The 23,902-nt window shown below is 73.2% G+C and carries 23 protein-coding genes, 1 tRNA gene and 2 pseudogenes; 14 read left to right on the top strand and 12 right to left on the bottom strand.

The window, feature by feature from the left end; translation table 11 throughout:
* Positions 1-9: 9 nt before the first annotated feature.
* Positions 10-2,046: an NAD-dependent DNA ligase LigA gene (ligA, locus tag C8046_RS01460; RefSeq protein ID WP_199224361.1), complete on the bottom strand. Its 2,037-nt coding sequence runs from the start codon at positions 2,044-2,046 to the stop codon at positions 10-12.
* Between the two features lie 177 nt (positions 2,047-2,223).
* Here ligA and C8046_RS01455 point away from each other — a divergent pair.
* The 6 genes from C8046_RS01455 to C8046_RS01430 all read left to right on the top strand — a co-directional run bounded on the left by C8046_RS01455 (position 2,224) and on the right by C8046_RS01430 (position 7,289).
* A tRNA-Leu gene (locus tag C8046_RS01455) sits at positions 2,224-2,307 on the top strand.
* 131 nt (positions 2,308-2,438) lie between these two features.
* Entirely contained in the window at positions 2,439-3,422 is a 984-nt protein-coding gene (locus C8046_RS01450; RefSeq protein WP_109227959.1) for a hypothetical protein, read from the top strand.
* Between the two features lie 80 nt (positions 3,423-3,502).
* Positions 3,503-4,138, top strand: a complete 636-nt coding sequence (locus tag C8046_RS01445) for a vitamin K epoxide reductase family protein (protein ID WP_235866025.1) — start codon at positions 3,503-3,505, stop codon at positions 4,136-4,138.
* A 10-nt stretch (positions 4,139-4,148) separates the two neighbouring features.
* Positions 4,149-5,333, top strand: coding sequence for an AAA family ATPase (locus tag C8046_RS01440; protein WP_109227958.1), 1,185 nt, complete (start codon positions 4,149-4,151; stop codon positions 5,331-5,333).
* Positions 5,334-5,354: 21 nt separating this feature from the next.
* The gene (locus C8046_RS01435) at positions 5,355-5,861 is read left to right on the top strand and encodes a tRNA (cytidine(34)-2'-O)-methyltransferase (RefSeq protein WP_109227957.1); all 507 of its coding nucleotides are present in this window, start codon (positions 5,355-5,357) and stop codon (positions 5,859-5,861) included.
* A gap of 96 nt (positions 5,862-5,957) precedes the next feature.
* Complete coding sequence (locus tag C8046_RS01430; protein WP_109227956.1) at positions 5,958-7,289, top strand: AI-2E family transporter; 1,332 nt, start codon at positions 5,958-5,960, stop codon at positions 7,287-7,289.
* 36 nt (positions 7,290-7,325) lie between these two features.
* Here C8046_RS01430 and C8046_RS01425 read toward each other — a convergent pair whose 3' ends face one another.
* The 5 genes from C8046_RS01425 to C8046_RS01405 form a co-directional block, all read right to left on the bottom strand.
* Positions 7,326-10,427 carry an OB-fold nucleic acid binding domain-containing protein gene (locus C8046_RS01425; protein ID WP_419183532.1) on the bottom strand — a complete coding sequence of 1,034 codons (3,102 nt, stop codon included), beginning with the start codon at positions 10,425-10,427 and terminating at the stop codon, positions 7,326-7,328.
* On the bottom strand, positions 10,424-11,089 hold the full coding sequence (locus C8046_RS20135; RefSeq protein WP_158277101.1) for a PHP domain-containing protein: 666 nt from the start codon (positions 11,087-11,089) through the stop codon (positions 10,424-10,426). Before C8046_RS20135 ends, C8046_RS01425 begins: the two co-directional genes overlap by 4 nt.
* A 23-nt stretch (positions 11,090-11,112) precedes the next feature.
* Positions 11,113-12,885: a Y-family DNA polymerase gene (locus C8046_RS19640; RefSeq protein ID WP_109227954.1), complete on the bottom strand. Its 1,773-nt coding sequence runs from the start codon at positions 12,883-12,885 to the stop codon at positions 11,113-11,115.
* Positions 12,885-13,748 (bottom strand): hypothetical protein, encoded by an 864-nt coding sequence (locus C8046_RS01410; RefSeq protein ID WP_146197027.1) that lies wholly within the window; start codon positions 13,746-13,748, stop codon positions 12,885-12,887. Before C8046_RS01410 ends, C8046_RS19640 begins: the two co-directional genes overlap by 1 nt.
* A 178-nt stretch (positions 13,749-13,926) precedes the next feature.
* Positions 13,927-14,268 carry a cupin gene (locus tag C8046_RS01405; RefSeq protein ID WP_109227952.1) on the bottom strand — a complete coding sequence of 114 codons (342 nt, stop codon included), beginning with the start codon at positions 14,266-14,268 and terminating at the stop codon, positions 13,927-13,929.
* Positions 14,269-14,337: 69 nt separating this feature from the next.
* On the opposite strand from C8046_RS01405, the gene C8046_RS01400 reads away from it, so the two are divergent.
* Together C8046_RS01400 and C8046_RS01395 are read left to right on the top strand one after the other, a co-directional pair.
* Positions 14,338-14,820: a DUF3817 domain-containing protein gene (locus tag C8046_RS01400; protein WP_109227951.1), complete on the top strand. Its 483-nt coding sequence runs from the start codon at positions 14,338-14,340 to the stop codon at positions 14,818-14,820.
* Between the two features lie 64 nt (positions 14,821-14,884).
* A complete protein-coding gene (locus C8046_RS01395; protein WP_109227950.1) occupies positions 14,885-15,607 on the top strand; it encodes a PIG-L deacetylase family protein in 723 nt (240 codons plus the stop codon).
* Positions 15,608-15,628: 21 nt separating this feature from the next.
* Here the strand turns inward: C8046_RS01395 and C8046_RS19040 are convergent, their stop codons facing one another.
* Both C8046_RS19040 and C8046_RS20130 read right to left on the bottom strand, forming a co-directional pair.
* Positions 15,629-16,111: a hypothetical protein gene (locus C8046_RS19040; RefSeq protein WP_235866024.1), complete on the bottom strand. Its 483-nt coding sequence runs from the start codon at positions 16,109-16,111 to the stop codon at positions 15,629-15,631.
* A gap of 35 nt (positions 16,112-16,146) precedes the next feature.
* Positions 16,147-16,305, bottom strand: a pseudogene (locus C8046_RS20130) (hypothetical protein); the annotation flags it as partial.
* A 152-nt stretch (positions 16,306-16,457) separates the two neighbouring features.
* On the opposite strand from C8046_RS20130, the gene C8046_RS01380 reads away from it, so the two are divergent.
* Both C8046_RS01380 and C8046_RS01375 read left to right on the top strand, forming a co-directional pair.
* A complete protein-coding gene (locus tag C8046_RS01380) occupies positions 16,458-16,880 on the top strand; it encodes a VOC family protein (RefSeq protein WP_109227947.1) in 423 nt (140 codons plus the stop codon).
* Between the two features lie 111 nt (positions 16,881-16,991).
* Complete coding sequence (locus C8046_RS01375; protein ID WP_146197026.1) at positions 16,992-17,285, top strand: hypothetical protein; 294 nt, start codon at positions 16,992-16,994, stop codon at positions 17,283-17,285.
* A 21-nt stretch (positions 17,286-17,306) separates the two neighbouring features.
* Here the strand turns inward: C8046_RS01375 and C8046_RS01370 are convergent, their stop codons facing one another.
* Positions 17,307-18,392, bottom strand: a complete 1,086-nt coding sequence (locus tag C8046_RS01370) for a fatty acid desaturase family protein (RefSeq protein ID WP_109227945.1) — start codon at positions 18,390-18,392, stop codon at positions 17,307-17,309.
* A 180-nt stretch (positions 18,393-18,572) separates the two neighbouring features.
* Complete coding sequence (locus C8046_RS01365) at positions 18,573-18,776, bottom strand: cold-shock protein (RefSeq protein WP_109227944.1); 204 nt, start codon at positions 18,774-18,776, stop codon at positions 18,573-18,575.
* A gap of 185 nt (positions 18,777-18,961) precedes the next feature.
* Here C8046_RS01365 and C8046_RS01360 point away from each other — a divergent pair, with 185 nt between their 5' ends.
* Positions 18,962-20,038 (top strand): aldo/keto reductase, encoded by a 1,077-nt coding sequence (locus C8046_RS01360; protein ID WP_109227943.1) that lies wholly within the window; start codon positions 18,962-18,964, stop codon positions 20,036-20,038.
* 107 nt (positions 20,039-20,145) lie between these two features.
* Here the strand turns inward: C8046_RS01360 and C8046_RS18290 are convergent, their stop codons facing one another.
* Positions 20,146-20,322, bottom strand: coding sequence for a hypothetical protein (locus C8046_RS18290; RefSeq protein WP_158277100.1), 177 nt, complete (start codon positions 20,320-20,322; stop codon positions 20,146-20,148).
* 219 nt (positions 20,323-20,541) lie between these two features.
* Between C8046_RS18290 and C8046_RS01355 the strand changes: the two genes are divergently transcribed.
* Together C8046_RS01355 and C8046_RS01350 are read left to right on the top strand one after the other, a co-directional pair.
* Entirely contained in the window at positions 20,542-21,069 is a 528-nt protein-coding gene (locus C8046_RS01355) for a YbhB/YbcL family Raf kinase inhibitor-like protein (RefSeq protein WP_109227942.1), read from the top strand.
* 19 nt (positions 21,070-21,088) lie between these two features.
* Positions 21,089-21,637: a YbaK/EbsC family protein gene (locus C8046_RS01350; RefSeq protein WP_109227941.1), complete on the top strand. Its 549-nt coding sequence runs from the start codon at positions 21,089-21,091 to the stop codon at positions 21,635-21,637.
* A gap of 6 nt (positions 21,638-21,643) precedes the next feature.
* On the opposite strand, the pseudogene C8046_RS01345 reads toward C8046_RS01350, so the two are convergent.
* A pseudogene (locus C8046_RS01345) lies at positions 21,644-23,190 on the bottom strand (MFS transporter).
* A gap of 94 nt (positions 23,191-23,284) precedes the next feature.
* Here C8046_RS01345 and C8046_RS01340 point away from each other — a divergent pair.
* Positions 23,285-23,854, top strand: a complete 570-nt coding sequence (locus C8046_RS01340) for a TetR/AcrR family transcriptional regulator (RefSeq protein ID WP_109227940.1) — start codon at positions 23,285-23,287, stop codon at positions 23,852-23,854.
* The last annotated feature ends 48 nt before the right edge of the window (positions 23,855-23,902 follow it).

Below are 23,902 nucleotides of genomic sequence, written 5' to 3'. Positions count from 1 at the left end.
CCGAGCGCCTCAGGCCTCGGGGGACTCAGCCGCCGGAGCGACCCGGCCCTCGAGCATCTCCAGGAACTCCTCCGGCGTGACGATGCGGACGCCGAGCTTGGCCGCCTTCGTGTACTTGCCGGAGGTCGAGGGCTCCGACACGAGCAGGCTGGTCGCCCCGGAGATCGAGCTGGAGGACTTGCCCCCGTTCGCCTCGATGGCCTCGGCGACGGTCGTGCGCGTGTAGCCGGGCACGGAGCCGGAAACCACGATCGTCAGGCCGGCGAGCGGGAGGTCCTGGGCGCTCTCGCCACGGTCGGTGCCCATGGTCACGCCGCCGGCCTCGAGCGCGTCCAGGACTCCGGCCGACTCCAGCTGGTGCAGGCCGTCGAAGATCACCTGGGCCTTGATCGGGCCGATGCCGTCGACGTCGGCGAGCTCCTCGACGGTCGCGGCGCGCAGCCGGGCCATCGTGGGGAACGCGGCCGCGAGGCGGCGCGAGGAGGTGCGACCGGTCATCCTCATCCCGAGCGCCGTGATGACGCGATTCCACGGGGCCGAGCGCGCGCGGTCGATCTCGGCGACGATCTTGGCGGCGTTCTTCGGCCCGAGCGTGCGGCCCTCCGACAGCGTGAGGGCGGCGAGGGTCTCGACGTCGAGCCGGTCGGAGAACAGATCGGCGACCGTGCTGACGAGGCCGCTCTCCACGAGGGCGGCCACGATCTCCGAGCCGATGCCCTCGACGTCGAGCGCGTCGCGGGCGACGGCGTACTCGATGAGGCCCCCGACCGAGAGCGTGGGGTCGGTGGAACGCCACAGCAGCGTGGTCTTGTCCCACGGGTTGCCGTTCGGGTCCGTCTCGGGCGGGGTCCACGGCTCGGAGTCGGCCGGGCGGGCGGCGAGCACGACCGTCTCGATGTAGGGGATGACGTCGCCGGCGCGCTTCACGACGACGGTGTCCCCCACCCGGACGTCGCGCTCGAGCATCCACGGCGCGTTGTGGCCGGTGGCGTACGTGATCGTGGTCCCGCCGACGAAGACGGGATCCACCTCGACGCGGATCGCCAGGCGCCCGGTGCGGCCCACGGTGGTCGCGATCGCGCGCACCGTCGTCGGCGCCTGCTCGGCCTCGTACTTGTAGGCCGCCGCCCACTTCGGGGCGCGCGAGCCCATGCCGAGGCGCAGCCGGTCGGCGTCGAGATCGGCCTTCACGACGGCGCCGTCGATCGGGAACCCCAGCCGCTCGCGCTCGGCGTCGAGCAGCGCGACGCGGGCGGTGACGGCGTCGGGCTCGGTGGTGGGGAGCGCGTCGAGCTCGGCCACGAGCGCGTTCGCGGTGGTGACACCGAGCGCGGCCACAGCGAGCAGCCGCTGGGCGTAGGAGGGGTCGTCGACCGTCCGCTCCTCGCTCGGGAGCGGCACGACGTCGTAGGCGGCGAAGCGGAGCAGACCGGCGTAACCGGCGTCGCCCTTGCGCAGGATGCCGGCGGCGCCGTTGCGCTGGTTGATGAACGGCGCCCCGCCGAGCGCCGCGCGGACCTCCTGGGCGCGGGGGAAGTCGGCGTCGGCCATGAAGACCTCGCCACGCACCTCGACGGAGGTCGCGCGGTCGGTCAGCGCAGCCGGCAGGCCGACGACCTCGAGCAGCCGGACCTTGCCGGTGATGTTCTCGCCGGTGGTGCCGTTGCCGCGGGTCGCGACCAGGCGGAGCGCCCCCTCGAGGTAGACGGCGCGGACCGCGAGGCCGTCGAGCTTGGGCTCCACGAGCACCGGGCCGGCGACGGCGGCGACCAGCTCGGCGATCTCCTCGAGCGTCTTGGCCTTCTCCATCGACCCCATGAGGCTGGGGTGGACGACGTCGCCGCCCTTGGACTGCCCGGCGGCCACCGAGGTCAGCAGATCGGCGACGGAGGCCTCCATGACGGGGTCGGAGGCCGCGGCCTCGCGCAGGACGTCGATCGCAGCGTCGTACTCGGCGTCGGACATGGTCTGCTCGGTGCCGTCGTAGTAGGCCGAGGCGGCGGCGCGCAGCTGGCGGGCGAGGGCCGAGAGGTCAATCGAGGTCACGAGAGGCACCCTAGTGCGAGGCACCGACACCGCTCCGGACTCGGCGGCCCACGGTGTGGCGAGGACCTGCGAGCCGCGCCAGGACGCCGATTTGTGAGACCGGCCGACTCGCGTGTAGTGTCTTCTCCGCTGCCTGACGCGGTCGGGGCCACTCGGTCATGTCGGAGCAGACCACCTGTCCAGGTGGCGGAATTGGCAGACGCGCTAGCTTGAGGTGCTAGTGCCCTAACGGGCGTGGGGGTTCAAGTCCCCCTCTGGACACCGATCGACACCCCGGAACCGACACGGTTCCGGGGTGTCGTCGTTCCTGGGCCTCCCCTGACCGCCCGATCCGCTGCCACACTGGACCCGGGCCGCCACTGCGGCAGACACGACCGCCGAAAGGCCAGACCATGACGACGTCCGTCGCCGGAACCGGCGAGTTCGAGAAGTTCGGTCCCTGGATCGACGAGGTCCGCACGCCGGCCGACGTCCCGCCGCTGTTCCGGAGCTATCCGCTCGACCTGACCTCGACGGCTCTCGTGCTCAAGGTCCCGCGCTCGATCCACCGGCGCGACGCGACGGCGGACATGGACCTGTACGACCACATGCTTGTGCTCGACGACATCGGGCTGACGGCGCTCTCGCGACGGACCGACGGCGACCGTCACCACCGTCGCGGCACCCGCCGCGAACCCGGCAGCTACACGGTGTGGAGCGTGCGGTACGTGGACGTCGCAGCGGTCCAGGACTCCGTCAGCCTGCTGGACGCGTCGTTCACGGTGCTCTCCCGAGCGGGCGACGCCCTGACCGTCCGCTACAACGGCTCGGCGCGCGCGAGCGTGCAGCGGCTCGTCGACGCGCTGCGGGTGGGCACCACCTCCGACGTGCTCAGCCGGGCCGGTGGCGCGCTGCGGGAGGCCGGCCGCTACGTCGCGACCGAGACCACCGCCGTCGTCCTGCCGCAGGACCAGGCCCTCGTGAGCAACCTGCGGGAGGCTCAGCGAGGACGACCGGCACTCGCTCCGTGGGCCTGGCACGGCCGCAGCCGTGTGAGCCGTCGCGCCGGCGGGATCGGTCGGGCCGTCGCGCGGATCACCGACGCCGTCAACCCCGTCACGCTGCACGGCGCGATCCTCGCGAGCGACGGCGTCGCGCTCGAGGTGCTCGGGCGTCGCGACCCGCTCACACGCGGCACGATGCCAGACCACTCCGCCTCCCACCTCGTCGTCGCGCTGAACACCCTCGAGACGGTCACGATCGAGGGGCACGCGTCCTTCGACGGGGTCGTGACGGCGGGGCTGGTCCTGGGTGGGGCGCGCCTGGAGCTCCAGCTCCCCGAGGGTTCCCCCGCCCACCACCTGCTCTACCAGGCGGCGGCAGCGACGACGTCCTGAGCAGCCCCGACCGCACTCACGTGTCGATTCGCGCGCCGTTCCCAGCGACCTCGCAGCCGATCTACGGCATTCTTGGAGCCGTGACCACCACCCTTGACGGCCCCGAGGCTCCGGCCCTCGTCGGCCGACGGCACTCCCGACGGTTCCTGTTCGCCACGATGGGGATCTCCGCGATCTTCTGCCTCGTCGCGTCGGCGGTGCTGTCGGTCGAGAGCTTCCACCTCGCCGGGAACCCCGAGGCGGTGTTCGGGTGCGACGTCAACGCGGCACTCTCGTGCGGCGCCGTCGCGCGGGCCTGGCAGGCGCAGGTGCTCGGGTTCCCCAACGCCTTCATCGGGCTGGCGACCGAACCGGTGGTGCTGACGATCGCCGTCGCGGGATTCGCGGGCGTGCGGTTCCCGCGGTGGTTCATGTTCGCCGCCCAGATCGGGTACCTGCTGGGCCTCGTCTTCGCCTTCTGGCTGTTCTTCCAGTCGATGTTCGTGATCGGCTCGCTGTGCCCCTGGTGCCTCACGATCACCGTGTTCACCACGGTCACGTTCTTCACGATGCTCCACATCAACGTCGTCGAGAACAACCTCCCGCTGTCGAGGCGAGGTCAGGAGATCGCCCTGACGCTGGTGCGCAACAACGTCGACGTCTACATCCCGGCCGTGATCATCGCCGCGATGGCCATCGGGATCCTGCTGAAGTACGGCACGATCTTCTTCAGCTGAGGCCCGCCCCGTGATCACCACCGTCGCCGTCGCCGGCTACCGCTCCCTGCGCGAGGTCACCGTCGGCCTCGGACGGACCACGGTCGTCACCGGCCCCAACGGCGCCGGCAAGTCCAGCCTGTACCGCTCGCTGCGGCTGCTCGCCTCCGCCGCTCGAGGTGAGCTGATCGCCGACGTCGCCCGCTCCGGCGGGCTGGACGCGCTGCGGTGGGCCGGTCCGGAGAATCCCGGCGGGCTCACGGGTCGAGTCGTGTCGTCCGTCCACGGCACGGTGCGCACCGGACCGGTCCGGCTGCTCCTCGGGGTCGCCTCGGAGGACTTCGGCTACGCCGTCGACCTCGGGCTCCCGACCTTCTCGGAGGCCGGAAGGTTCCCGCACGATTCCTCGATCAAGGCCGAGGCCGTCTTCGCCGGACCGTTCCTCCGTCCGGCGAGCACGCTCGTGGACCGCGCAGGCCCTCGGATGCGGCAGCGGGGATCCCGCGGGTGGGAGGTGCTGCCCGACGGCGTCGCCACGTCACGGTCGATCCTCACCGAGGTCGCGGACGGACGCCTCGCCCCCGAGGTGATGGCGGTGCGCTCGATGCTCGACGGCTGGCGGTTCTACGACCAGATGCGCACCGACGCCGACGCCCCGGCGCGCGCCACTCACCTCGCCACGCGCTCACCCGTGCTGTCCCCCGACGGCGCCAGCCTCGCCTCCACGCTCGCCACGATCGAGGAGGTCGGTCGCCGGGACGTGCTCGCCGCTGCCGTGGACGACGCCCTCGACGGCTCGCGGGTGGCCGTGCACGACGTCGTGCTCGCCGGCACCGAGAGCGGGACCGGTGGCCTCGAGGTCGTGCTCCACCAACCGGGTCTGCTGCGTCCGGTGCGAGCCGCCGAGATGTCGGACGGGACCGTGCGGTTCCTGCTGCTGGCCGCGGCCCTGCTCTCGCCGCGACCGCCCGGGCTCCTGGTGCTGAACGAGCCCGAGACGAGCCTGCACCCGCGCCTGCTCGAACCGCTCGCCCGCCTGGTGTCGGACGCCGCCCGCGACAGCCAGATCGTCATGGTCACGCACTCCGACGTGCTGGCCGACGCCCTGGTGCGCGAGGGAGCCGACCGCGTCCACCTCGTCAAGGACGCGGGGCAGACGGTCGTGGAGGGCCAGGGGGTGCTCGACGCGCCTCCGTGGCACTGGCCCAGCCGGTAGCCGCGCGTACGATCGACGGCGATGTCCCAGCCCCACGCCACCCCGACCCCGCCCACGTCGCCGCTCGCGCACCTGGTGTTCTTCGAGCCGTGCATCCCCGGCAACTCCGGCGCGGCGATCCGCCTCGCCGCACTCACGGGTGCCCAGCTGCACCTGGTCGAGCCCCTCGGCTTCGACATGTCGGAGGCGAAGCTGCGTCGCGCCGGGCTGGACTACCACGACCTCGCCCACGTCGCGGTGCAGCCCGATCTCGACGCCGCGCTCGCGGCCGCCGGGACCGACCGGGTGTTCGCCTTCACGGCCGCCACCGACGTGACGCTGCCCGAGGTGGAGTTCGCCGCGGGTGACGTGCTGCTGTTCGGACCCGAGCCGACGGGGCTCCCCCAGCACGTGCTCGACGACCCCCGGATCACCTCGCGGGTGCGCATCCCGATGCGGCCCGGACTGCGCTCGCTCAACCTGGCCAACGCCGCCACCGTCGCGCTCTACGAGCTGTGGCGCCAGCTCGACTACACCGGCGGCGTCTGACCGGCGGAGCGTCGCCGCCGGGCGTGTGTGTAGGTTCCGACCCCGTGTCGCGGCTAAGTTCGAGTGCGGGGTTCGGCAACAGGAAGGCGCTCGTTCATGAGCAGGCAGTCTCACCGTCCGTCGACGGGAGTGAGCGAGGCGCCCACGCGTCCACGTCGTCGCGCCGTCACGACCGCGACGGTGAGCGGTTCTCCTTCGCCGGCGCTCCACCCGACCGCCACCGTCCGGTCCGGGAGCGACGGCGTCCCGACGTGGCTGCAGAAGGCGGGCGGCTACTCGTGGCGTCTTCTCGTCATCGTGGCGGCGATCTCCATCGCGGTGTTCGCCATCCTCCAGGTGCAGGTGGTCTTCATCGCCGTGTTCCTCGCGCTGGTGGTGACCTCGGTGCTGGAACCGGTCGTCAAGGTCTTCGCCAGGGTGATGCCCCGGGGGCTGGCGACCGCGCTGGCGATGGTGCTGTCGGCGGCGACCTTCGTCGGGCTGCTGACCTACGTCATCTACTCGGTGACCGTGCAGGCCCCCGACCTGGCCAAGGACTTCAACAGCGGCGTCAGCCAGATCCTCGACTTCCTCGAGAACGGCCCGCTGCCGTTCACGATCACCAACGATGACATCACCGGCTGGATCAGCGAGGGTCAGCGCTGGCTCGTGCAGCACAGCGGTGACATCGCCGGCACCGTCTTCAGCAACGCGGGCGGGGTGTTCGAGGTCTTCACCATCCTCGCCCTGGGGGTCTTCACCACGGTGTTCTTCCTCGCCGTCGGACCCCACATGTGGATCTGGTTCCTCAACCAGCTCCCGGCGCGCTCGCGCATCAAGATGCACGAGGCCGCAGGCGCCGGCTGGTACACGTTCGCCGGCTACGCGCGGGGCACGGTCATCATCGCCGTGATCGACGGGATCCTCGCCTACGTCCTCCTGACGATCGTCGGCGTGCCGCTCGCCGCCCCGCTCGCCGTGCTCGTGCTCATCGGTGCGTTCATCCCGCTCGTCGGAGCTCCGGCAGCGATGATCGTGGCCGCGGTGGTCGCCCTGGCGGCCAACGGGCCGCTCGCCGCCCTCGTCGTGACGCTCGGGATCGCCGGGATCGGACAGGTCGAGGGTCACCTGCTCCAGCCGCTCATCATGGGCCGGCAGGTCTCGCTCCACCCGGTGGTCGTCGCCCTCGGAGTGACCGCGGGAACCTTCCTCGGCGGCCTGATCGGCGCCGTCGTGGCGATCCCGGTGATCGCCGTGACCTGGACGGTCTACAACCGGCTGCGACGCAAGGACGATCCACTGACGGGAGACCTGCCCTCGATCAAGGAGATCGTCTCGCGCGACCCGGTGATCAGCGAGTCGACGCCACCGCCGTGGGTCAAGGAACGCCGCGCGGCCGAGGCGGAGGACGGGGCCGCGGACGCCGGCACGCAGGACGCCCGGGCCTGAGGCCGCGAGGTCCGCGCCTCGACGCCGGACCTCACGTCACTGGAAGTCGCGCGAGGACGTCGCGACACTGAGGCTGAGCGTCCGCATCCCGTCGGCCAGCAGGTTCACGACGCCGTCCGTGCGCTCGACCGTCCCACGCACCACGAGGCCGCGGCTGCGGACGGCGGTGCGCCGGTGGCGGGCCCACAGCCCGGCCGAGCAGACGACGTTGAGCATCCCCGTCTCGTCCTCCAGCGCGAGGAACGTCACGCCCCGCGCCGTTCCGGGCCGCTGACGGTGGGTCACCACGCCGCCCACCTCCACCCTCGTCCCGTCGGGCACGCTCACGAGCGAGCTGACCGGCCGCACGCCCTGCTGTCCCAGCCGAGGCCGGACGAAGTGGGTCGGGTGGTGCTCGGGCGAGACCCCGCTGGCCCACACGTCGGCCACCGCGATCTCGACGGCGCCCATCTCCGGCAGCGCGGGTGCCGCCGTGCCGACGGTGGTGCCCGCGAGCACCTCCTGGACCCAGACCCCGCTCGAGGTCGCGTGGCTCCGCCCGGCCTCGCCCGCCAGGGCGCCGGCCGTCCAGAGCGCCTGACGACGGGAGCCCCCGAAGCTGCGCAGCGCGCCCGCCGTCGCCAGCGCCTCGAGCTGGGTCGAGGTGAGCCGCGCCCGGTGGGCGAGGTCGGCGGCGTCGACGAACGGCGCCTCCTGCCGCACGGCGACGATCCGCTCGGCCGTCCGCTCCCCGATGCCGCGGATCGGGGCGAGCCCGAGGCGCACGGCGTAGGCGCGACGGGGGTGGGGGGTGCCGACGTCGGGGGTGTCGGAGCGGTCGGAGCCCCTGTCGGAGGTGGGGTCGTCAGGGTCGCCGTCGCGGTCGGAGTCGGAGTCGAGATCGAGATCGCCGTCGAGATCGCGGTCGGGGTCGGCCCCGCCGTCGAGATCGGTGGCGTCCCAGGTGCCCGAGGTCGGGTCCGTGCTCGCCAGTCGTGCGCGGTCCTCCAGCCAGGTCTCCCGCGCGAAGGTCGGCCGCGGGACGAGGCCGCGGACGCCGTCGGGCGGGGTGGTGGGGTCGGCCGAGAGATCGGCCGTGCCCCCCTCCGCCGGCTCGCGGGTCTCGACGTGCGCGTGCACGCGCGAGGAGGCGACGCAGGCGCGTCGGACGACGACCCCGTGGCGGCGCGCGTCCGCCACGAGCGAGCTCGGCGAGTAGAACCCCATCGGCTGGGCGCCCAGCAGCCCGGCGTAGAACGCCTCGGGGTGGTGGGCCTTGAGCCAGGTGGAGGCGTAGACGAGGTAGCCGAAGGAGAACGCGTGGGACTCGGGGAAGCCGAAGTCGGCGAACGCTCTGAGCTTGTCGAAGATCTGCTCGGCCACGGACCGACTGATGCCGTTGTCCGCCATGCCCTGCAACAGCCGCTCGCGGAGCGCCTCCATCTTCTCCATCGACCGCTTGGACCCCATCGCGCGACGCAGCTGGTCCGCCTCGGTGGCGCTGAACGAGGCGACGTCGATCGCGATCTGCATCAGCTGCTCCTGGAAGAGCGGCACACCCAGGGTCTTCTCGAGCGCGGGCTTCAGGAGCGGGTGCAGGTAGACGACCTCCTCCTGGCCGTTCTTGCGGCGGATGAACGGGTGGACCGAGTTGCCCTGGATGGGTCCGGGCCGGATGAGCGCGACCTCGATGACGATGTCGTAGAAGCAGGTCGGCTTGAGACGCGGCAGCGTGGCGATCTGGGCGCGTGACTCCACCTGGAACACCCCGACCGTGTCTGCCGACTGCAGCAGCGCGTAGACCGCGGGGTCCTCCTGGGGCAGCGAGTGCAGCGTCAGCACGGTCCCCTCCCGCTCGGCGACGTGCTCGAAGGCCAGCCGCAGCGCGGTGAGCATGCCGAGGCCGAGGAGGTCGAACTTCACGAGTCCGGCGTCGGCGCAGTCGTCCTTGTCCCACTGCAGGACGGTGCGGCCGGGCATGGTCGCCCACTCCACGGGGCAGACCTCGATCACGGGGCGGTCGCACATCACCATGCCGCCGGAGTGGATGCCCAGGTGGCGTGGCAGCCGCAGGAGCTGTTCGGCCATGTCGATGACGTGGTCGGGGATCTCACCGATCTCCTGCGCACTGGCCGGGGCGTTCCTCGGCGGGGCGGGGTCGTGGGGATCGACCCCCTTCTCGCGGGGGGCGGGCACCCGGGCGGAGGCGGCGCGGGCGGAGGCGGCGCGGTCGGAGGCGGCGCGGTCGGAGGCGGCGCGGTCGGCAGCGCCGGCCTCGGCCGAGGCCGGCACCGGCCGCCCCGTGATCGCGGGGTCGCCGTGCCACCACGGCGTCACGGGACCGGCGCCCCGCAGGTTGCCCCAGCGTTCGATGCCCTTCGACCAGGCGTCCTGCTGCCCGACGTCGTAGCCGAACGCCCGGGCGGCGTCCCGCACCGCCGAGCGCGGCCGGTAGGAGATGACGTTCGCGACCTGCGCGGCGAACTCGCGACCGTAGCGGTCGTAGACGAACTGGATCGCCTCCTCCCGCCGACGCGACTCGATGTCGAGGTCGATGTCGGGCGGTCCGGCACGGCCGTCGGACAGGAAGCGCTCGAAGAGCAGCCGGTGCTGCACGGCGTCCACCGCGGTGATGCCGAGGGCGTAGCAGACGGCCGAGTTCGCGGCGCTCCCCCGGCCCTGGCACAGGATGCCGCTGCGACGGCAGAAGTCCACGATCTCGGCCACGATGAGGAAGTAGCCGGGGAAGTTCAGCCGGGTGATGAGCTCGAGCTCCTTCTCGATGGTCGCGTACGCCTCGGGCAGGCGCGGATCCTCGCGCGAGCCGTACTTCTCCCTCGCCCCGCGCATCGTGAGCTCGCGCAGCCAGCTGTGCTCGGTGTGCCCCTCCGGGACCGGGAAGGGCGGCAGGTTCGGCGCGACGAGCGTGAGGTCGAACGCGCACTCCGCTCCCAGGCGGGCCGCGGACTCGACCGCCTCCGGGTGCCGGTGGTGGCGTCGGAGCATCTCGGCGCCGCTCCGCAGGTGCGCGGGGTGCGGCGGCAGCCAGCCGTCGATGTCGTCCAGGCTCGAGCGGGCGCGGACGGCCGCGAGCACGTCCGCCAGCGCCGCGTCCCGGGGACGGGCGGCGTGCACGTTGCCCGTGACCACGGCCGTCACCCCCGCCGCCCGGGCGAGGTCGACCAGGACGGCGTTGCGCTCACCGTCGGTGGGGCGGGCGTGGTCGGTGAGCTCGACGGCGACGTTCTCCCGGCCGAACAGCGCCGTGAGCCGATCGAGCTCGGTGCGGGCCGCCGGGACGTCCCACCGGAGCCCCGAGCCGTCGGGGTCGAGGGCGCGACGCAGCGACCCCTTGCGGCAGCCCGTGAGGACGAGCCAGTGGCCGCCGTCGGGCCCCCCGCCTGCTCGGCGAGCACCTCCAGCGGGTCGAGGCCGACGGCGCGGCCGTAGTCGCGCTCCCCCTTGCGCCCGGTGACCAGGTGCGCCGTCGCGACGGCGCGCGAGAGCCGGGAGTAGCCCTCGGCATCGCGGGCCAGGACCACCAGATGGTTCGCCTGCGGGTCGGGGACGCCGGTGGTGGCCGTCGTCGCGCTGAGGCTGAGCTCGGAGCCGATGACCGTGGGGAGCCGACCGTGCCGGGCGGCCTGGGAGAACCTGACCACGCCGTGGAGACCGTCGTGGTCGGTGATCGCCAGTCCGTCCAACCCGAGACGGACGGCCTCGGCGACGAGCTCCTCGGGCTGGTTGGCACCGTCGAGGAAGCTGAACGCGGAGTGGGCGTGGAGCTCGACGTACGGGACGTGCCCGGGACCCCTACCCACGGCCGGGCTCCTCGGGGCGGCGGTCAGTCATGGACGCCCTCGATCCACCAGGAACCCTCCCGGAAGCACACCAGGACGACCCCACCGCGCTCGGTCTCGACCTGGGCCCACGCACCACGACGACGCTGTCCCCACCATCGCTCGGTGACCGGCCACGGACCGGCCCAGGCGGTGATGCGGTAGCCGCCGGGGCGGAGCCAGCCGAGCGTGGGCGGCGTCGACCGCGGCGACCGTCCGCGCGAGGGCGCCGTCGTCGGTCCGGCCGCCGACTCGTCGACGGGGCTCGGCGCCGCCCCGGGCGCGACCGTGGGGATCCGTGCGGGAACGGGCACCTGCAGCTGGGCGGGATCCCCCTGCAGCTGACCGCGGGCGTCCACGACCACCGGGACGCCGGCGGCGGTGAGCACGGCGACCGGCCGGGGCTCGAGCGGGACGATGCTCGGGTAGGGCGGCGGGATCTGACCGGGCCACGGCGCATCGGGCCGGCGACGGTCGGGGCTCTCGTCACCCCACACCACCGTGCGGACGCGGTCCCGGGGCGTGCGACCGCCCTCCGGGACCGGCACGACCACGCGCTCCGGCCCCAGGATCCCCTGGACCCGCAGCGCGGCCCGGCCGGCCTGGACCTCACCGCGGGCGCGACGACCCCAGAGCCCGTCCTGGGCGGCCCCGGCCGGGCTCACCTCCTTCGCGGCGAGCTCGATCCGGGCCAGCGGGGCGCTCGGGGTGAGTCCGCTGCGGCCTCCGAGCCACCCCTCCAGCTGCCAGCGGACCCGGTCGGTCAGCTCGCTCGCGGTCAGGGCGCCCTCGATGCGCCAGGTGCGGACCAGCTCCCGCCCCGTGGTGGTGCGGGCCGAGACCTGGAGCCGGGCGCAGACCGCCCCGCGCCGCATCAGCCGGTTCTGCAGCTCCTCCGCCAGCCGACGAGCCGTGAACGCGGCCGTGTCGATGCGCTCCGCCGGCGGATCGAGGCTGGCGCTGGTGGTGATGTCGGGGTCGGGGCGGTGGACCGCGGGGCGCCGGGCGTCCAGCCCGCCCGCCAGCCGGTGGGCCTGCGAGCCGAGCTCGCCGAAGCGTGCGGCCATGTCGCTGGCGCGCAGCCCGGCGACGTCGCCGAGGGTGTGCAGCCCGAGCCGGCGCAGCAGGTCGACCAGATCGCTCCAGGCGGCGCTCGCCTCCCGCGTGGTGGCCGCGTGCAGCAGGGTGCGCACGTCCCGGCCGGCCAGGAACTCCCGTGACCGCCCCGGCGGGACGAGCACCCCCTCCCGGGCGGCGAGCACCGCCGTCAGGTAGCCCTCGGCGACGCCGACCTGGCACTCGGCCCCGGTCTCGTCCGCGACGACGCCGACCAGCGCCTCCGCCAGGGCGTCCTCCCCGCCGCTGTAGCGCGCCGGCCCACCGGCGGCGAACAGGACCATCCCCGGACGGACCACCTCGAGGTCCGCCACGAGGTGCTCGCAGGCCTGGACCAGCGGCTCGAAGGCGCGGACGTCCCGCCCCGTGTCCGTCGGGACCAGGACGAGCTCGGGGCAGATCTCCTGGGCGGCCCGACGACGCATCCCCCGCCGCACCCCGAGCGCCCGGGCGGGGGCCGAGGCGGCGAGGACACCGCGGGCGTCGTGGACGGCGACCGGTCGGTCGACCGCCAGCTGCCCCTCGAGCGCGGCCGCGGCGACCGGCCAGTCGGGCACCCACAGCACGCCGAGGCGCGGGGCACGCTCGGCGGATCGCGACGGAACGGGGACAGCGGCGAGCGGCGGGCGGGCCGCGTCGGAGGGGATCGGGAGGGACGCCATCAGCCGGCTCTCCGCTCGATCTCGATCCGAGGCAGCCGCGGACCGGTGGCGCCGGGCAGGTGGGGCAGCACGGTGAGCCGCGTGGCCCCGTCGTCCTGACCGACCCGGACCCGGCGCGTCCGGCCGGACCCCAGCCCTCGGCCGCTGCTGGTGACCACGAGCTCCTCCGCCACGAGGCGACCGTGCGAGTCCAACCCCGCCCCGGTCCGCCCCTCCACCGTGAGGGTCGTCTCGCTGCCCGGCCACGGGCCGGTGCTCAGCAGGACGGCGCCGCGGTGGCGGACGCGCTGGGAGACGGCCCGCCGGTCACGCTCGTCGAGCGCGCTGCAGGCCCCGACCACGACGACGTCGAACCCGTCGGTCAACGCTCCGAGCACGGCCGCCGCCGCGGGACCGGGATCGGGCACCATCACGCAGCGGTCGGGGTCGACGCCGGCGTCGAGCGCGGCCGCCAGGCCCAGATCCGGGTGGGAGACCAGGGCGGACCAGGCGCCGTCGGCCATCAGGGAGGCCGTCAGGTGGAGCAGGAGGGCGGTGGAGCCCTCCACCACGAGCGACGTGCCGCGCCGGACCGCGCCGTGCGGCAGCAGGGCACCGATCGCGGGGGTGACCGGGAGCCAGCTGGCGTCGGCGGGCAGCAGCGCTCCCTGCGACGTCGACGACCCCGAGGCTCCGAACCCCTCGGCGAACGTCTCGGCCGACACCTCCTGCGCCGGCGCAGCAACGGCCTCCGCTCCCCCGCGGACGCCCTGACGACCCCATCCCACCGGCCTCAGCCCGGTGGCCGTCTCGGCACGCTCCAGCGCCGCCTGCACCTTCTGCAGGCGTTGCGCGCGGTCGTCCCTCAGCACCGTCGTCCTCATCTCCATCCACCTTCCAGCCGAACGTGTGTTCGATGGAAGATGTCTAGTACAGGGGTACGACATCGGGATGTCAACGTGGGACGGGGGCCGGACGACCGGGGGCGAGGAGGCGCCCCGGACACGCCGAGGAACGACTCGCCGAGGGCCTCCGGAGCGGCACGGCGGCGCCGCGCCGACCTCACTCGTGCGCGGTCGTCCCCACGCTCGTGACGGTCGTGAGGAGGAAGACGGCGTCCTCGGGCGCCGCGACGGAGTGGCGCTCGTGCGTGAGCACCCACAGCTCACCCTCGCCGATCTCGCCCAGGAGCCGGTCGCCGGTCAGCACCCGTACCCGTCCTCGCAGGACCTGGAGCGTGGCGGCCGGCGGGGAGTTGTGCTCCCCCAGGCTCGCGCCGGCCCGCAGGGCGATCACCGTCTGCCTCAGCTCGCCGTCGTGCGCCACGAGGTGCGCGCTGCGTCCGTGCGGATCCTCCCGGGCCAGCTCCAGGTGCGCTCGGGCGAGGTCTCTCAGGTCGGGCATCGGTGCCACCTCCGGTTCGAGGCTAGCGCGGGCCGACATAGGGTGGGAGAAACCCACGAGAGGACCCCGGTGTTCCGCACGCCCCGCGCCCTGTTCCGCGCGCTCGCCCTGGCCGAGATGGTCTCCTGGACGCTCCTGATCGGCGGGATGATCCTCCGGGCCACCGCCGACCTGCGCATCGCCGTGACGATCGGCGGCGCCATCCACGGCTTCGTGTTCCTCGCCTATGCGACGACCGCCCTGCTCGTGGCGCTCAACCAGCGCTGGAGCCTCGGCACCTCCGCCCTGGCCGTCGGGGCCGCCGTGGTCCCGTACGCCACGCTGCCCACCGAGATCGCCCTCGACCGCCGGGGAAAGCTCGCGGGCGCGTGGCGGCGCGAGGTGAGCGACCACCCGCGCGACTCGCGCTGGCACGACCGGGCGCTGCGCTGGACGCTGCGCCACCCGGTGCAGCTGGGCGCGGTCCTCGCGTTCCTCGTGGTGGCCGCCTACGTGGTGCTGCTGGTGGTGGGTCCGCCGGGCGGACGCGACGAGGCGCTCGCGCTGCTCTGAGACCCCTGCCGGCCCTCGGAGAATCCTCTCCCCTCCCCGACGTCCCCGGCGTACCCTCGGCCGCATGGACATCGAGGTCTCGCTGCTGGACGACTCCGCCTTCGAACGCGTGCTCTGCGTCGTGGCCCATCCCGACGACGTCGAGTACGGGACCTCGTGCGCCGTCGCCGCCTGGACCTCGCGCGGCGTCGAGGTCACCTACCTCCTGCTGACGCGGGGCGAGGCCGGCATCCGCACGTTGGCCCCGGCCGAGACCGCCGTCCTCCGCGAGCGCGAGCAGATCGAGGGCTCCCGCGCGGTCGGTGTCACCGACGTGAGGTTCCTGGACTTCCCCGACGGCGAGCTGACGCCGTCGCTCGAGCTCCGGCGCGAGGTGGCGCGCGTCATCCGTGACGTGCGCCCCGACGTCGTCGTCACCGGGACCTGGGAGCTGGAGTCGCCCTGGGGCCTCAACCACGTCGACCACCGCGTGGCCGGCATCACCGTCGTCGACGCGATCCGCGACGCCGACAACCCGTGGGTCTTCACCGACCTGACCGAGGCCGGGCTCGAGCCGTGGGCGGCGCGCACCCTGCTGGTCGGCGGTCACGGCAGGCCCACGCACGGTGTGGACGTCTCCGGCGAGCCGCTGGAGCGCGGCATCGCCTCGCTCGAGGCGCACCGCGTCTACCTCGAGGCGATCCCCGACCACCCGCCGGCGCGACCGTTCATCACCCGCATGACGGCCGAGCAGGGCAAGCCGTTGGGCGTGGCGAACGGGGTGCTCTTCCACGCCTGGCAGATGTGACGGCCAGCGCCACGGTGCCCGTCAGCCGCGCGCGAGCACGCCGTCGCGGATCTCGCCGCTCGCCGTCGGTCCGACCCCGGCGTCCAGCCCCAGCGCGACGATCCAGTCCCACTGGGCCGCGGTGAGCCCGCCGTTGCGGTGCGCGAGCGTGGTCGCCTCGGCGACCAGGCCGCGCGCCGGGGCGCCCGCCAGCACGCCGGAGGCGACGCCGGAGCGCACCAGGCCGCTCAGGTAGGTGGTGTCGAGGTTCGCGACGTCGTGCCGGACGTACTCGGGCCGCACGTCTTCCACGCCGCGGCTGCGCACCAGCGAGACGGCGGCCTCGACCCCGGCGTCGGTGACGGCGTCCGCGCGGCGCAGCACCTCGGCGGTGAGGCCGCGGACGAGGGCGAGCACGTCGACGGAGGAGGCGCTCCCGGGAGCGCTCGCGGCAGCCTGCGGCACCGGCGGGAGGCCGGGAGAGCCCGACGGAACGTGATGACCGGCCGGCGGCACCTGCTGCATGACCTGCTCCAGGGCGGCGGCGCGGCTCCGTCGCGGTACTGCTCGGCGTCCGGACCCAGGACGCCGAGGGCGAACTTCGACCGGCACGTGCGGCACTCCACGTGCGGCGGGGTCTTCCTCATCGGGATCAGCGGGATGAAGAGGATGTGGAAGAACCAGCGGCCGCGGCGGACCCGGTAGGCCGTCACACCCATGCACTGCGGGCACATGAAGTGCCCCTCGCCGAGCGTACGGTGGATGACGTAGGTGCCGAAGATGATCATGGTGCTCCTCGCGGTGAACGGCCGAACTCACGCGGACGGCCGGTGACACGCTAGCGGGCGAGGCCCCCGAGGACGGAGTTCCGTTGACGCAGCAGCTGCATCTCCTCACCGTCGCGACGGCGGATCTCGACGCCGTCCGTCGCCTCTACTCCGACGCTCTCGGCTGGGAGCCCCACACGGACGTGCCGGGCGAGATCGTGTTCTACCAGGTCGCCCCCGGGCTGCTCCTGGGCTTCTTCGACGGCGAGAAGTTCGACCGCGACACCGGCCAGGCGCACGGCGGCGTGTCCGGGGTGACCCTCGCGCACAACGTGGCCTCGCGCGAGGACGTGGCGCCGCTGGTGGCCGTGATGGTCTCCGGTGGCGCCGTCGTCGTGAAGCCACCTCGGGAGAGCGAGTTCGGCGGCATCTTCCACGCCCTGGTGCGGGACCCGAACGGGGTCCTGTGGGAGATCGCCCACAACCCGACGTGGTCGATCGAGCCCGACGGAGCGGTCCATCTCTAGCGCGCCGCCGCCGGACGCCGCGGCCGAGGTCCTCGACCGCGCGCTCGCCCCGGTGCTGGCGGATCTCGCGGCCTCGGGGCACCGGCCCCGGTCGTGGTGCACGAGGACTGGGTGGACCTCCCCGGGATGGTGTCGGCGCTCATCGGCACCTCGGCCGGGACCGGCGTCGCGGTCGCGCTGGGGGCGAGCGAGCCGGAGCGGGTCGCCCGGGTCGCCGACGTCGTCCAGGAGTGGTGGATCGAGGAGCTCTGGGCGACGTCGCCCACGAACTGGCCGCCGTGCCCCGAGCACCCGGACAGCCATCCGCTGCAGGCGGTGGTCGCCGTCGAGCGCGCCGTCTGGGCCTGTCCGACCGGCGGCCGGGTGCACCACGAGATCGGGGCGCTCCCGGCCGTCAGGACCTGAGGCGTCGGGCCGAGACGCGTCTCAGCGGTACTGCGCCACCAGGGGGCAGGTGAAGTTGTCCCTGACGCCGAGGCCGACCTCGTTGAGGTGGCGCACGACGATGCCGTAGGACTTCCACAGCGACATCTCGGTGTAGCTGACGTTGTGGGTCGCGCAGAACTCGCGGACCATCGGCGCGACCTTGCGCAGGCTCGGGCTCGGCATGCTCGGGAACAGGTGGTGCTCCACCTGGAAGTTGAGGCCGCCCATGGCCACGTCGACGAAGCGGCTCCCCGTGATGTTGCGGCTCATCAGGGTCTGACGGCGAAGGAAGTCGATCTTCATGTCGGGCGGGACGATCGGCATGCCCTTGTGGTTCGGCGCGAACGAGGCGCCCATGTAGAACCCGAAGACGGCGAGCTCGATGCCGATGAACGCGAGGGCCTTGCCCGGGGACATCACGATGAAGGCCAGGGAGAGGAAGCCGAGGATTCGGACCGCGAGGAAGGTGATCTCGACGGCGCGGCGCTTGATGGCCTCGCGACCGAGCACGCGGCGGGTGCTGGTGACGTGGAGGTCGACGCCCTCGATGAGCAGCAGCGGGAAGAAGAACCAGCCCTGGTGCTTGAGGAACCAGTTCGACAGGACGCCGCGGCGCTCATCGGCCTGCTCCGGCGTGAACGTCACGACCGGCAGGTCGATGTCGGGATCGGACCCGCGCTTGTTCGGGTTCGCGTGGTGGCGGTTGTGCTTGCCCTGCCACCAGCCGTAGCTGAGTCCGACGAAGAGGTTGGCGAGGATCAGGCTGATCCAGTCGTTCCACTTGCCCGACGCGAAGATCTGCTTGTGCGCGGCGTCGTGGCCGAGGAAGGCGATCTGCGTCATGACGACGCCGATCACGGCGGCGACGGCGAGCTGCCACCACGAGTCGCCGATCCAGATGACGGCGGCGACGAGGCCGGCGACGACGAGGACGGCACCGACGAGCCTGCTCCAGTAGTGGCCGTAGCGGCGGCGCATGAGCCCGGTCTCCTGGACCATCTTGGTCAGCGCGGCGTACTGGCTGATCTGACGGTCACGAGGGCGAGTGCCCCCGGGCGTCGGAGCGGAGACGTCGAGTGCGGTCATGCGGTGGTCCGATCAGCAGCAGGGCGGGCCGGAGGGGGAAACGGCCCGGGTGCGGCATCGTCGTGCACTGCCGCGAATGTGAAACGGCCGCGAAGGCGGAGCATGTGCTCCGCCCCCGCGGCCGTCGAGCTCAGTGACGAAGGTTGTTCGTCAGGAGCCGATGCTCAGAGAGCGACTCGATCAGATCGAGCGGATGTTCGAGGCCTGCGGGCCCTTGGGGCCCTGCGTGACCTCGAAGGAGACGCGCTGGTTCTCCTCGAGCGAACGGTAGCCGTCGGCCTCGATCGCGGAGAAGTGGGCGAACACGTCGCTGCCACCGTCGTCAGGAGTGATGAAGCCGAAGCCCTTCTCGGCGTTGAACCACTTCACAGTTCCGTCAGTCATGGGAAATCCTTCGAGTAGGTGCCGGGCCCGACTGTCGAGCCCTAGCCACGGTGCCCGGCGCCTAACCTTCAGGTGAAGAAAGCGCCCCGGACCTCGAGGGTTGGGGCGCTCAGACGTGCGATTCACTGCAACCACGAACAACACTACAGGTCCGGGTGCGATCCTGGTAACCCCGCATCGGGGAAATGGTCGGTGAACGCTACGCCGACGACGAACACGCACCGTCGCCCGTCCCCGCACCACCCGTCAGCCCCCACAAGGAGTGCCCCCATGCTCGCTCGCCCCTCGGACGCACCGGTCGCGACGTCTCCGCCGTCGGCCTCGGTACCTGGCAGCTCGGCGCCGACTGGGGTGACGTCAGCGAGACCGACGCCCTCACGGTGATCGACGCCGCGGTCGCCGCCGGCGTCACCCTGCTCGACACCGCGGACGTCTACGGCGACGGGCGCTCCGAGCAGCTCATCGGCACGTTCCTCGCGGCCCACCCGGGGCACGGCCTCACGGTCGCCACGAAGATGGGGCGCCGCCTGCCGCAGGAGAGCGCCAACTACTCCCCCGCGAACTTCCGCGCCTGGGTCGACCGGTCCCGCACCAACCTCGGCGTCGACACGCTCGACCTCGTCCAGCTCCACTGCCCGCCGAGCGAGGTCATCGAGGCGGACGCGACCTACGACGCGCTCGACGCCCTGGTCGCCGACGGTTCGATCGCCGCCTACGGCGTGTCGGTCGAGACGTGCGAGCAGGCGCTGGCCGCCATCGCCCGCCCGGGCACGGCGAGCGTGCAGATCATCCTCAACCCGTTCCGCCTCAAGCCCCTGGACGAGGTGCTCCCCGCGGCGACGACGGCGGGCGTCGGCATCCTCGCCCGCGTGCCCCTCGCGTCGGGGCTTCTCAGCGGTCGCTACGACGCGTCCACCACCTTCGCGGCGAACGACCACCGCACGTTCAACCGCCACGGCGAGGCCTTCGACCAGGGCGAGACGTTCTCGGGCGTCGACTTCGGCGTCGGGCTGCAGGCGGTCGGCGAGCTCACCGCCGCACTGCCCGACGGCGTGAGCCTGCCCGCCGCGACGCTCGCCTGGATCGTCTCGCGCCCGGGCGTGACGTCCGTCATCCCCGGCGCCCGCACCCCGGAGCAGGCGCGGTCGAACTCGGCGGCCGCCGACCTGCTCGCCTCCGGCTTCGACGTGGCGGAGTTCGACGCCGCCGTCCGCCGCACCTACGAGGAGCACCTGCGCGCGGCGATCCACCCGCGCTGGTAGTCGCGCCCGACCCGGTCGTCGCCCGCGACGACGAACGCCCCCACCGCCGTCAGGGCGGTGGGGGCGTTCGGGCGAGTGACCGACGGCGTGGCCGGCGGTCGCCGTCGTCAGCGGTCGTCGGTGCTGCGGTGCGCGACGTAGCCGCTGAGCAGCCCGACGGCGTACCGCTCGCGCCGCTGCATGCTCTCGCGGTACGCCTCGGCGCCGGGGGCGCCGAAGGTTCGCAGCACGCGGCGGACGGCAGACCCCTGGACGGCCCCGGATCGCGGGTGCTTCGTGCTCATGGTCTCCTCCTCTCCGTGACGACGGCGCCGGGTCTCGGCGCGCGACTGTTCCACGCCGATCGGCGTGGGTGATGGGGTGCCACCCGGGTCGCGGACGGTGTCGACGCGGTTCGGGATGACTCCTCCATCTTACCGACCGCCCGGCCGGTCGGCAGGTGATTTCGGTGCGTCGTCCGTCACCTCGACCCCGGCGGACGGGTCGGGGGTTAGCCTGGCGAGGTGGATCTCTCGCGGCCGGTAGCGCCGGCGCCCTACGACCAGCTCCCTCCCGTCCCGTCGTTCGCGCTGACGAGCCGGGACCTCATCGAGGGGGCCCCGCTCGGCGAGGACTTCGTCGCCCACGGGGGTGACCGCTCCCCCCACCTCGCCTGGTCGGGCTTCCCGCCCGAGACGCAGAGCTTCGTGGTGAGCTGCTTCGACCCGGACGCCCCGACCCCCGCCGGGTTCTGGCACTGGACGGTCGTCGACCTCTCGGCCGACATCACCGAGCTGGAGGCCGACGCGGGCGAGAGCGACCTCATGCTCCCCGGGGCCTCGTTCCACGTCCGCAACGACGGTGGCAGCCACGCCTACACCGGCGCCGCGCCGCCCGTGGGCGACCGCGCCCACCGCTACGTCTTCGCGGTCCACGCGCTCGACGTCGACACGCTCGACCTCGACCCCGACGCCAGCCCGACGGCGGTCGCGTTCACCGGCCTGTTCCGCACCCTGGCCCGGGCGACCCTCACCGTCACCTACCAGCGCTGAGCGGCGGGGCGAGGCTGCGATGACCGCGTCCCCCACCCTGACCTGGACCCCGGCGCTCGAGGCGCTGGACGACGTCGCTGATACCGTCCGCGAGACCCTGCTGGCGTGGTCGTGGAGCGAGCCGCGCGTGGCGAGCGAGGTGCTCGTCGCGCGGATCGATCCTGACCTCGCCGACACCCAGGCGCTGACGGACCACTACGGGCTCGACCTCGAGGTGAGCGCCAACTGCGTGCTCGTCGGGGGAAGCCGTGCCGGCGAGGAGAGGCTCGCTGCCGCCGTGGTGCGCGCGACCACGCGCGCCGACGTCAACCGGACGATCAAGAAGCTCCTCGACGTCCGCAAGGCCTCGTTCCTGCCTGCCGAGCGCGCCGTGGCCGACTCCGGCATGGAGTTCGGCGGCATCACCCCGCTGGGGCTGCCGGACGGCTACCGCGTGCTGCTGGACGCCCGCGTCCTGGAGGGCGACGCGCTCATCGGCAGCGGGCTGCGCCGCTCCAAGCTCCTCCTGCCCGGCGACCTGCTCGCGGCGTGGCCGCGCACGGAGGTCGTCGAGGGCCTGGCCGCCTGACCCTCGTCAGGCCCTCGCGTCCCGCACGGCCCGCAGGGCCACCAGCGCGGCCCCGACGGCGAGAGCGATCCCGACCACCGACGTCGCCACGACACCGGAGTCGAACGCCGCGCGCGCCGAGTCGGCCAGCGCGGTGCCGAGCTCGGCCGGCAGCCGCTCGGCGACCGTGAGGGCGCCGGCGAGCGTCTGCTCCGCCTGCGCGGCGTCGGCGGCGGAGACGCCGTCCGGGATCGCGAGGTTGGCGGCGTAGCCCGCGGCGAGGACTCCCCGAGCACGCTGGTGCCGAGCACCGCTCCGAGCTCGTACGACGTCTCCGACACCGCGGACGCGGCCCCGGCCTTCGCCGGCGGCACCGCCGCCACGATGATGTCGTTGGACAGCGTCTCCGCCATCCCGATCCCGATGCTGAGCAGCGCGAACGCCGTGGCGATGAGCGGGATGGCCGCGTGGCCGCCGGTGACGGCGAAGACGACGTAGGCGACGGCGGCGAGCGAGAGCCCGAAGGCCATCAGGCGGGCGGGGCGCACGTGCCGCACCAGACGCACCACCAGCAGCGAGGCCGCGACCATCGCCAGCGTCCCCGGGACGAGCACGAGCCCCGCGTTCACGGGGCTGAGCCCGACGACGAGCTGCAGGTGCTGGCTGAGGAAGTACAGCAGGCCCACGAACGAGAACACGCTCAGCAGGTTGACCAGCACCGAGCCCGTGAAGGCGGGCACCGCGAACAGCCGGACGTCCAGCAGCGGGTTCTCCTGGCGCAGCAGGCGCCGCACGAAGAGCGTGCCCGCCGCGACCCCGACGAGGAACGAGGCGACGGTTACGACGTCCAGGCCCGAGGTCGCCAGGTGCTTGATGCCGTAGACGATCGGCGCGAACGTCGCCATCGACAGCAGGATCGCCACGACGTCGAACGGACCCGGGTTCGGATCGCGCGACTCGCGCACCAGCAGCGGCGCGAGGATCAGCAGCGGCACCAGGAACGGCACGGCCAGCAGGAACACCGAGCCCCAGGACGCGTGCTCGAGCAGGAATCCGCCGACCACGGGGCCGATCGCCCCGCCGGCGGCGAACCCGGTCGCCCAGACGGCGATCGCGAGCCGGCGCTGGCCGCGGTCGTGGAACATCCCCCGCAGCAGCGAGAGCGTGCACGGCATGAGGGCGGCCCCGAACACGCCGAGCAGCGCCCGGCAGATCAGCAGCATCTCGGCGGTGGTGGAGTAGGCGGCGACCACGGAGACGGCGGCGAAGCCGACCGCCCCGATCAGGAGGAGTCGACGGCGCCCGATCCGGTCCCCGAGGTTGCCCATGCTCACGAGCAGGGTGGCCAGCACGAGCGGGTAGATGTCGACGATCCACAGCTGCGTGGCGGCTCCCGGCTGGAGGTCGAGCGCGATGTAGGGCAGCGCGGAGCTCAGCACGGTGTTGTCGATGGACACGATCAGCACCGGAAGCATGAGGACCGCCAGGCCCCACCAGTCGCGACGCGTCGCCCGGGGACCGGCGTCGACGGGGACGACAGCGGTCGGGGCGGAGGCGGGCGCTGTGGTGCTCATGGCGTTTAACGTACCGGCTGGACGGTTAGTTGCCAACGGGGTGCCCTAGTGTTGTTCACCACCGTGCCGCCGGCACGCGAGCACCGGAGGGTTCATGCCAGGTCCACGTCGCGACGCCGCCCGCACCCGGGCCCGCCTGCTGGAGGCCGCCTCGTCGGCCATCTCCGAGCACGGGGTCAACGTCAGCCTGGACCTCATCGCCCGCAGCGCGGGCGTCTCCAAGGGCGGCCTGCTGCACCACTTCCCCACACGGGAGGAGCTGCTCGTGGCGGTCATGCGCCACCTGCTGGCCGAGTTCGACGCCGCGGTCGAGCGCGAGCTGGACAAGGAGCCCGAGGGGGCGGGCCGGCTCGTGCGCGCCTACGTGAACGCCGTGTTCGCGGACCTGTTCGACGGCGACCGGGCGCGCGAGAAGGTCACGCTCATGGGCATGATCGGCAGCAGCCCCGGCGTGGAGGAGTTCGTCCGGCTCGACGACGAGCAGTGGCAGGCCAGGCTCGCGACCGACGGTCTCGACCCGATGCGCGCCGAGGTGGTCACGAAGGCGGCGGACGGGGCGACGGGGTCGCTGCTGTGGAGCCGCACCGACCCGGCCGCCTACGTGGACCTGCAGCGCACGCTCGTCGCGATGACGCGCGAGACCGGTCCGCTGCTGGCTGGCTGACCGCGGACCGATGACCGCGGACCGGGCGCCGAACGCCCGGCCCGCGGC

Origin of the sequence: Serinibacter arcticus (assembly GCF_003121705.1) — a bacterium.
Lineage (GTDB): Bacteria > Actinomycetota > Actinomycetes > Actinomycetales > Beutenbergiaceae > Litorihabitans.
Note: the sequence above shows the minus strand (reverse complement) of the source record. Positions and strands in the feature narration are given on the sequence as shown.

What these genes read in the sequence shown, in the direction of transcription:
- C8046_RS01450 (WP_109227959.1), top strand. Translation starts at nt 2,439, where the DNA reads ATGACGACGTCCGTCGCCGGAACCGGCGAGTTCGAGAAGTTCGGTCCC.
- C8046_RS01435 (WP_109227957.1), top strand. Translation starts at nt 5,355, where the DNA reads ATGTCCCAGCCCCACGCCACCCCGACCCCGCCCACGTCGCCGCTCGCG.
- C8046_RS01430 (WP_109227956.1), top strand. Translation starts at nt 5,958, where the DNA reads ATGAGCAGGCAGTCTCACCGTCCGTCGACGGGAGTGAGCGAGGCGCCC.
- C8046_RS19640 (WP_109227954.1), bottom strand. Translation starts at nt 12,885, where the DNA reads ATGGCGTCCCTCCCGATCCCCTCCGACGCGGCCCGCCCGCCGCTCGCC.
- C8046_RS01410 (WP_146197027.1), bottom strand. Translation starts at nt 13,748, where the DNA reads ATGAGGACGACGGTGCTGAGGGACGACCGCGCGCAACGCCTGCAGAAG.
- C8046_RS01405 (WP_109227952.1), bottom strand. Translation starts at nt 14,268, where the DNA reads ATGCCCGACCTGAGAGACCTCGCCCGAGCGCACCTGGAGCTGGCCCGG.
- C8046_RS01395 (WP_109227950.1), top strand. Translation starts at nt 14,885, where the DNA reads ATGGACATCGAGGTCTCGCTGCTGGACGACTCCGCCTTCGAACGCGTG.
- C8046_RS19040 (WP_235866024.1), bottom strand. Translation starts at nt 16,111, where the DNA reads ATGCAGCAGGTGCCGCCGGCCGGTCATCACGTTCCGTCGGGCTCTCCC.
- C8046_RS01370 (WP_109227945.1), bottom strand. Translation starts at nt 18,392, where the DNA reads ATGACCGCACTCGACGTCTCCGCTCCGACGCCCGGGGGCACTCGCCCT.
- C8046_RS01365 (WP_109227944.1), bottom strand. Translation starts at nt 18,776, where the DNA reads ATGACTGACGGAACTGTGAAGTGGTTCAACGCCGAGAAGGGCTTCGGC.
- C8046_RS01360 (WP_109227943.1), top strand. Translation starts at nt 18,962, where the DNA reads ATGGTCGGTGAACGCTACGCCGACGACGAACACGCACCGTCGCCCGTC.
- C8046_RS18290 (WP_158277100.1), bottom strand. Translation starts at nt 20,322, where the DNA reads ATGAGCACGAAGCACCCGCGATCCGGGGCCGTCCAGGGGTCTGCCGTC.
- C8046_RS01350 (WP_109227941.1), top strand. Translation starts at nt 21,089, where the DNA reads ATGACCGCGTCCCCCACCCTGACCTGGACCCCGGCGCTCGAGGCGCTG.
- C8046_RS01340 (WP_109227940.1), top strand. Translation starts at nt 23,285, where the DNA reads ATGCCAGGTCCACGTCGCGACGCCGCCCGCACCCGGGCCCGCCTGCTG.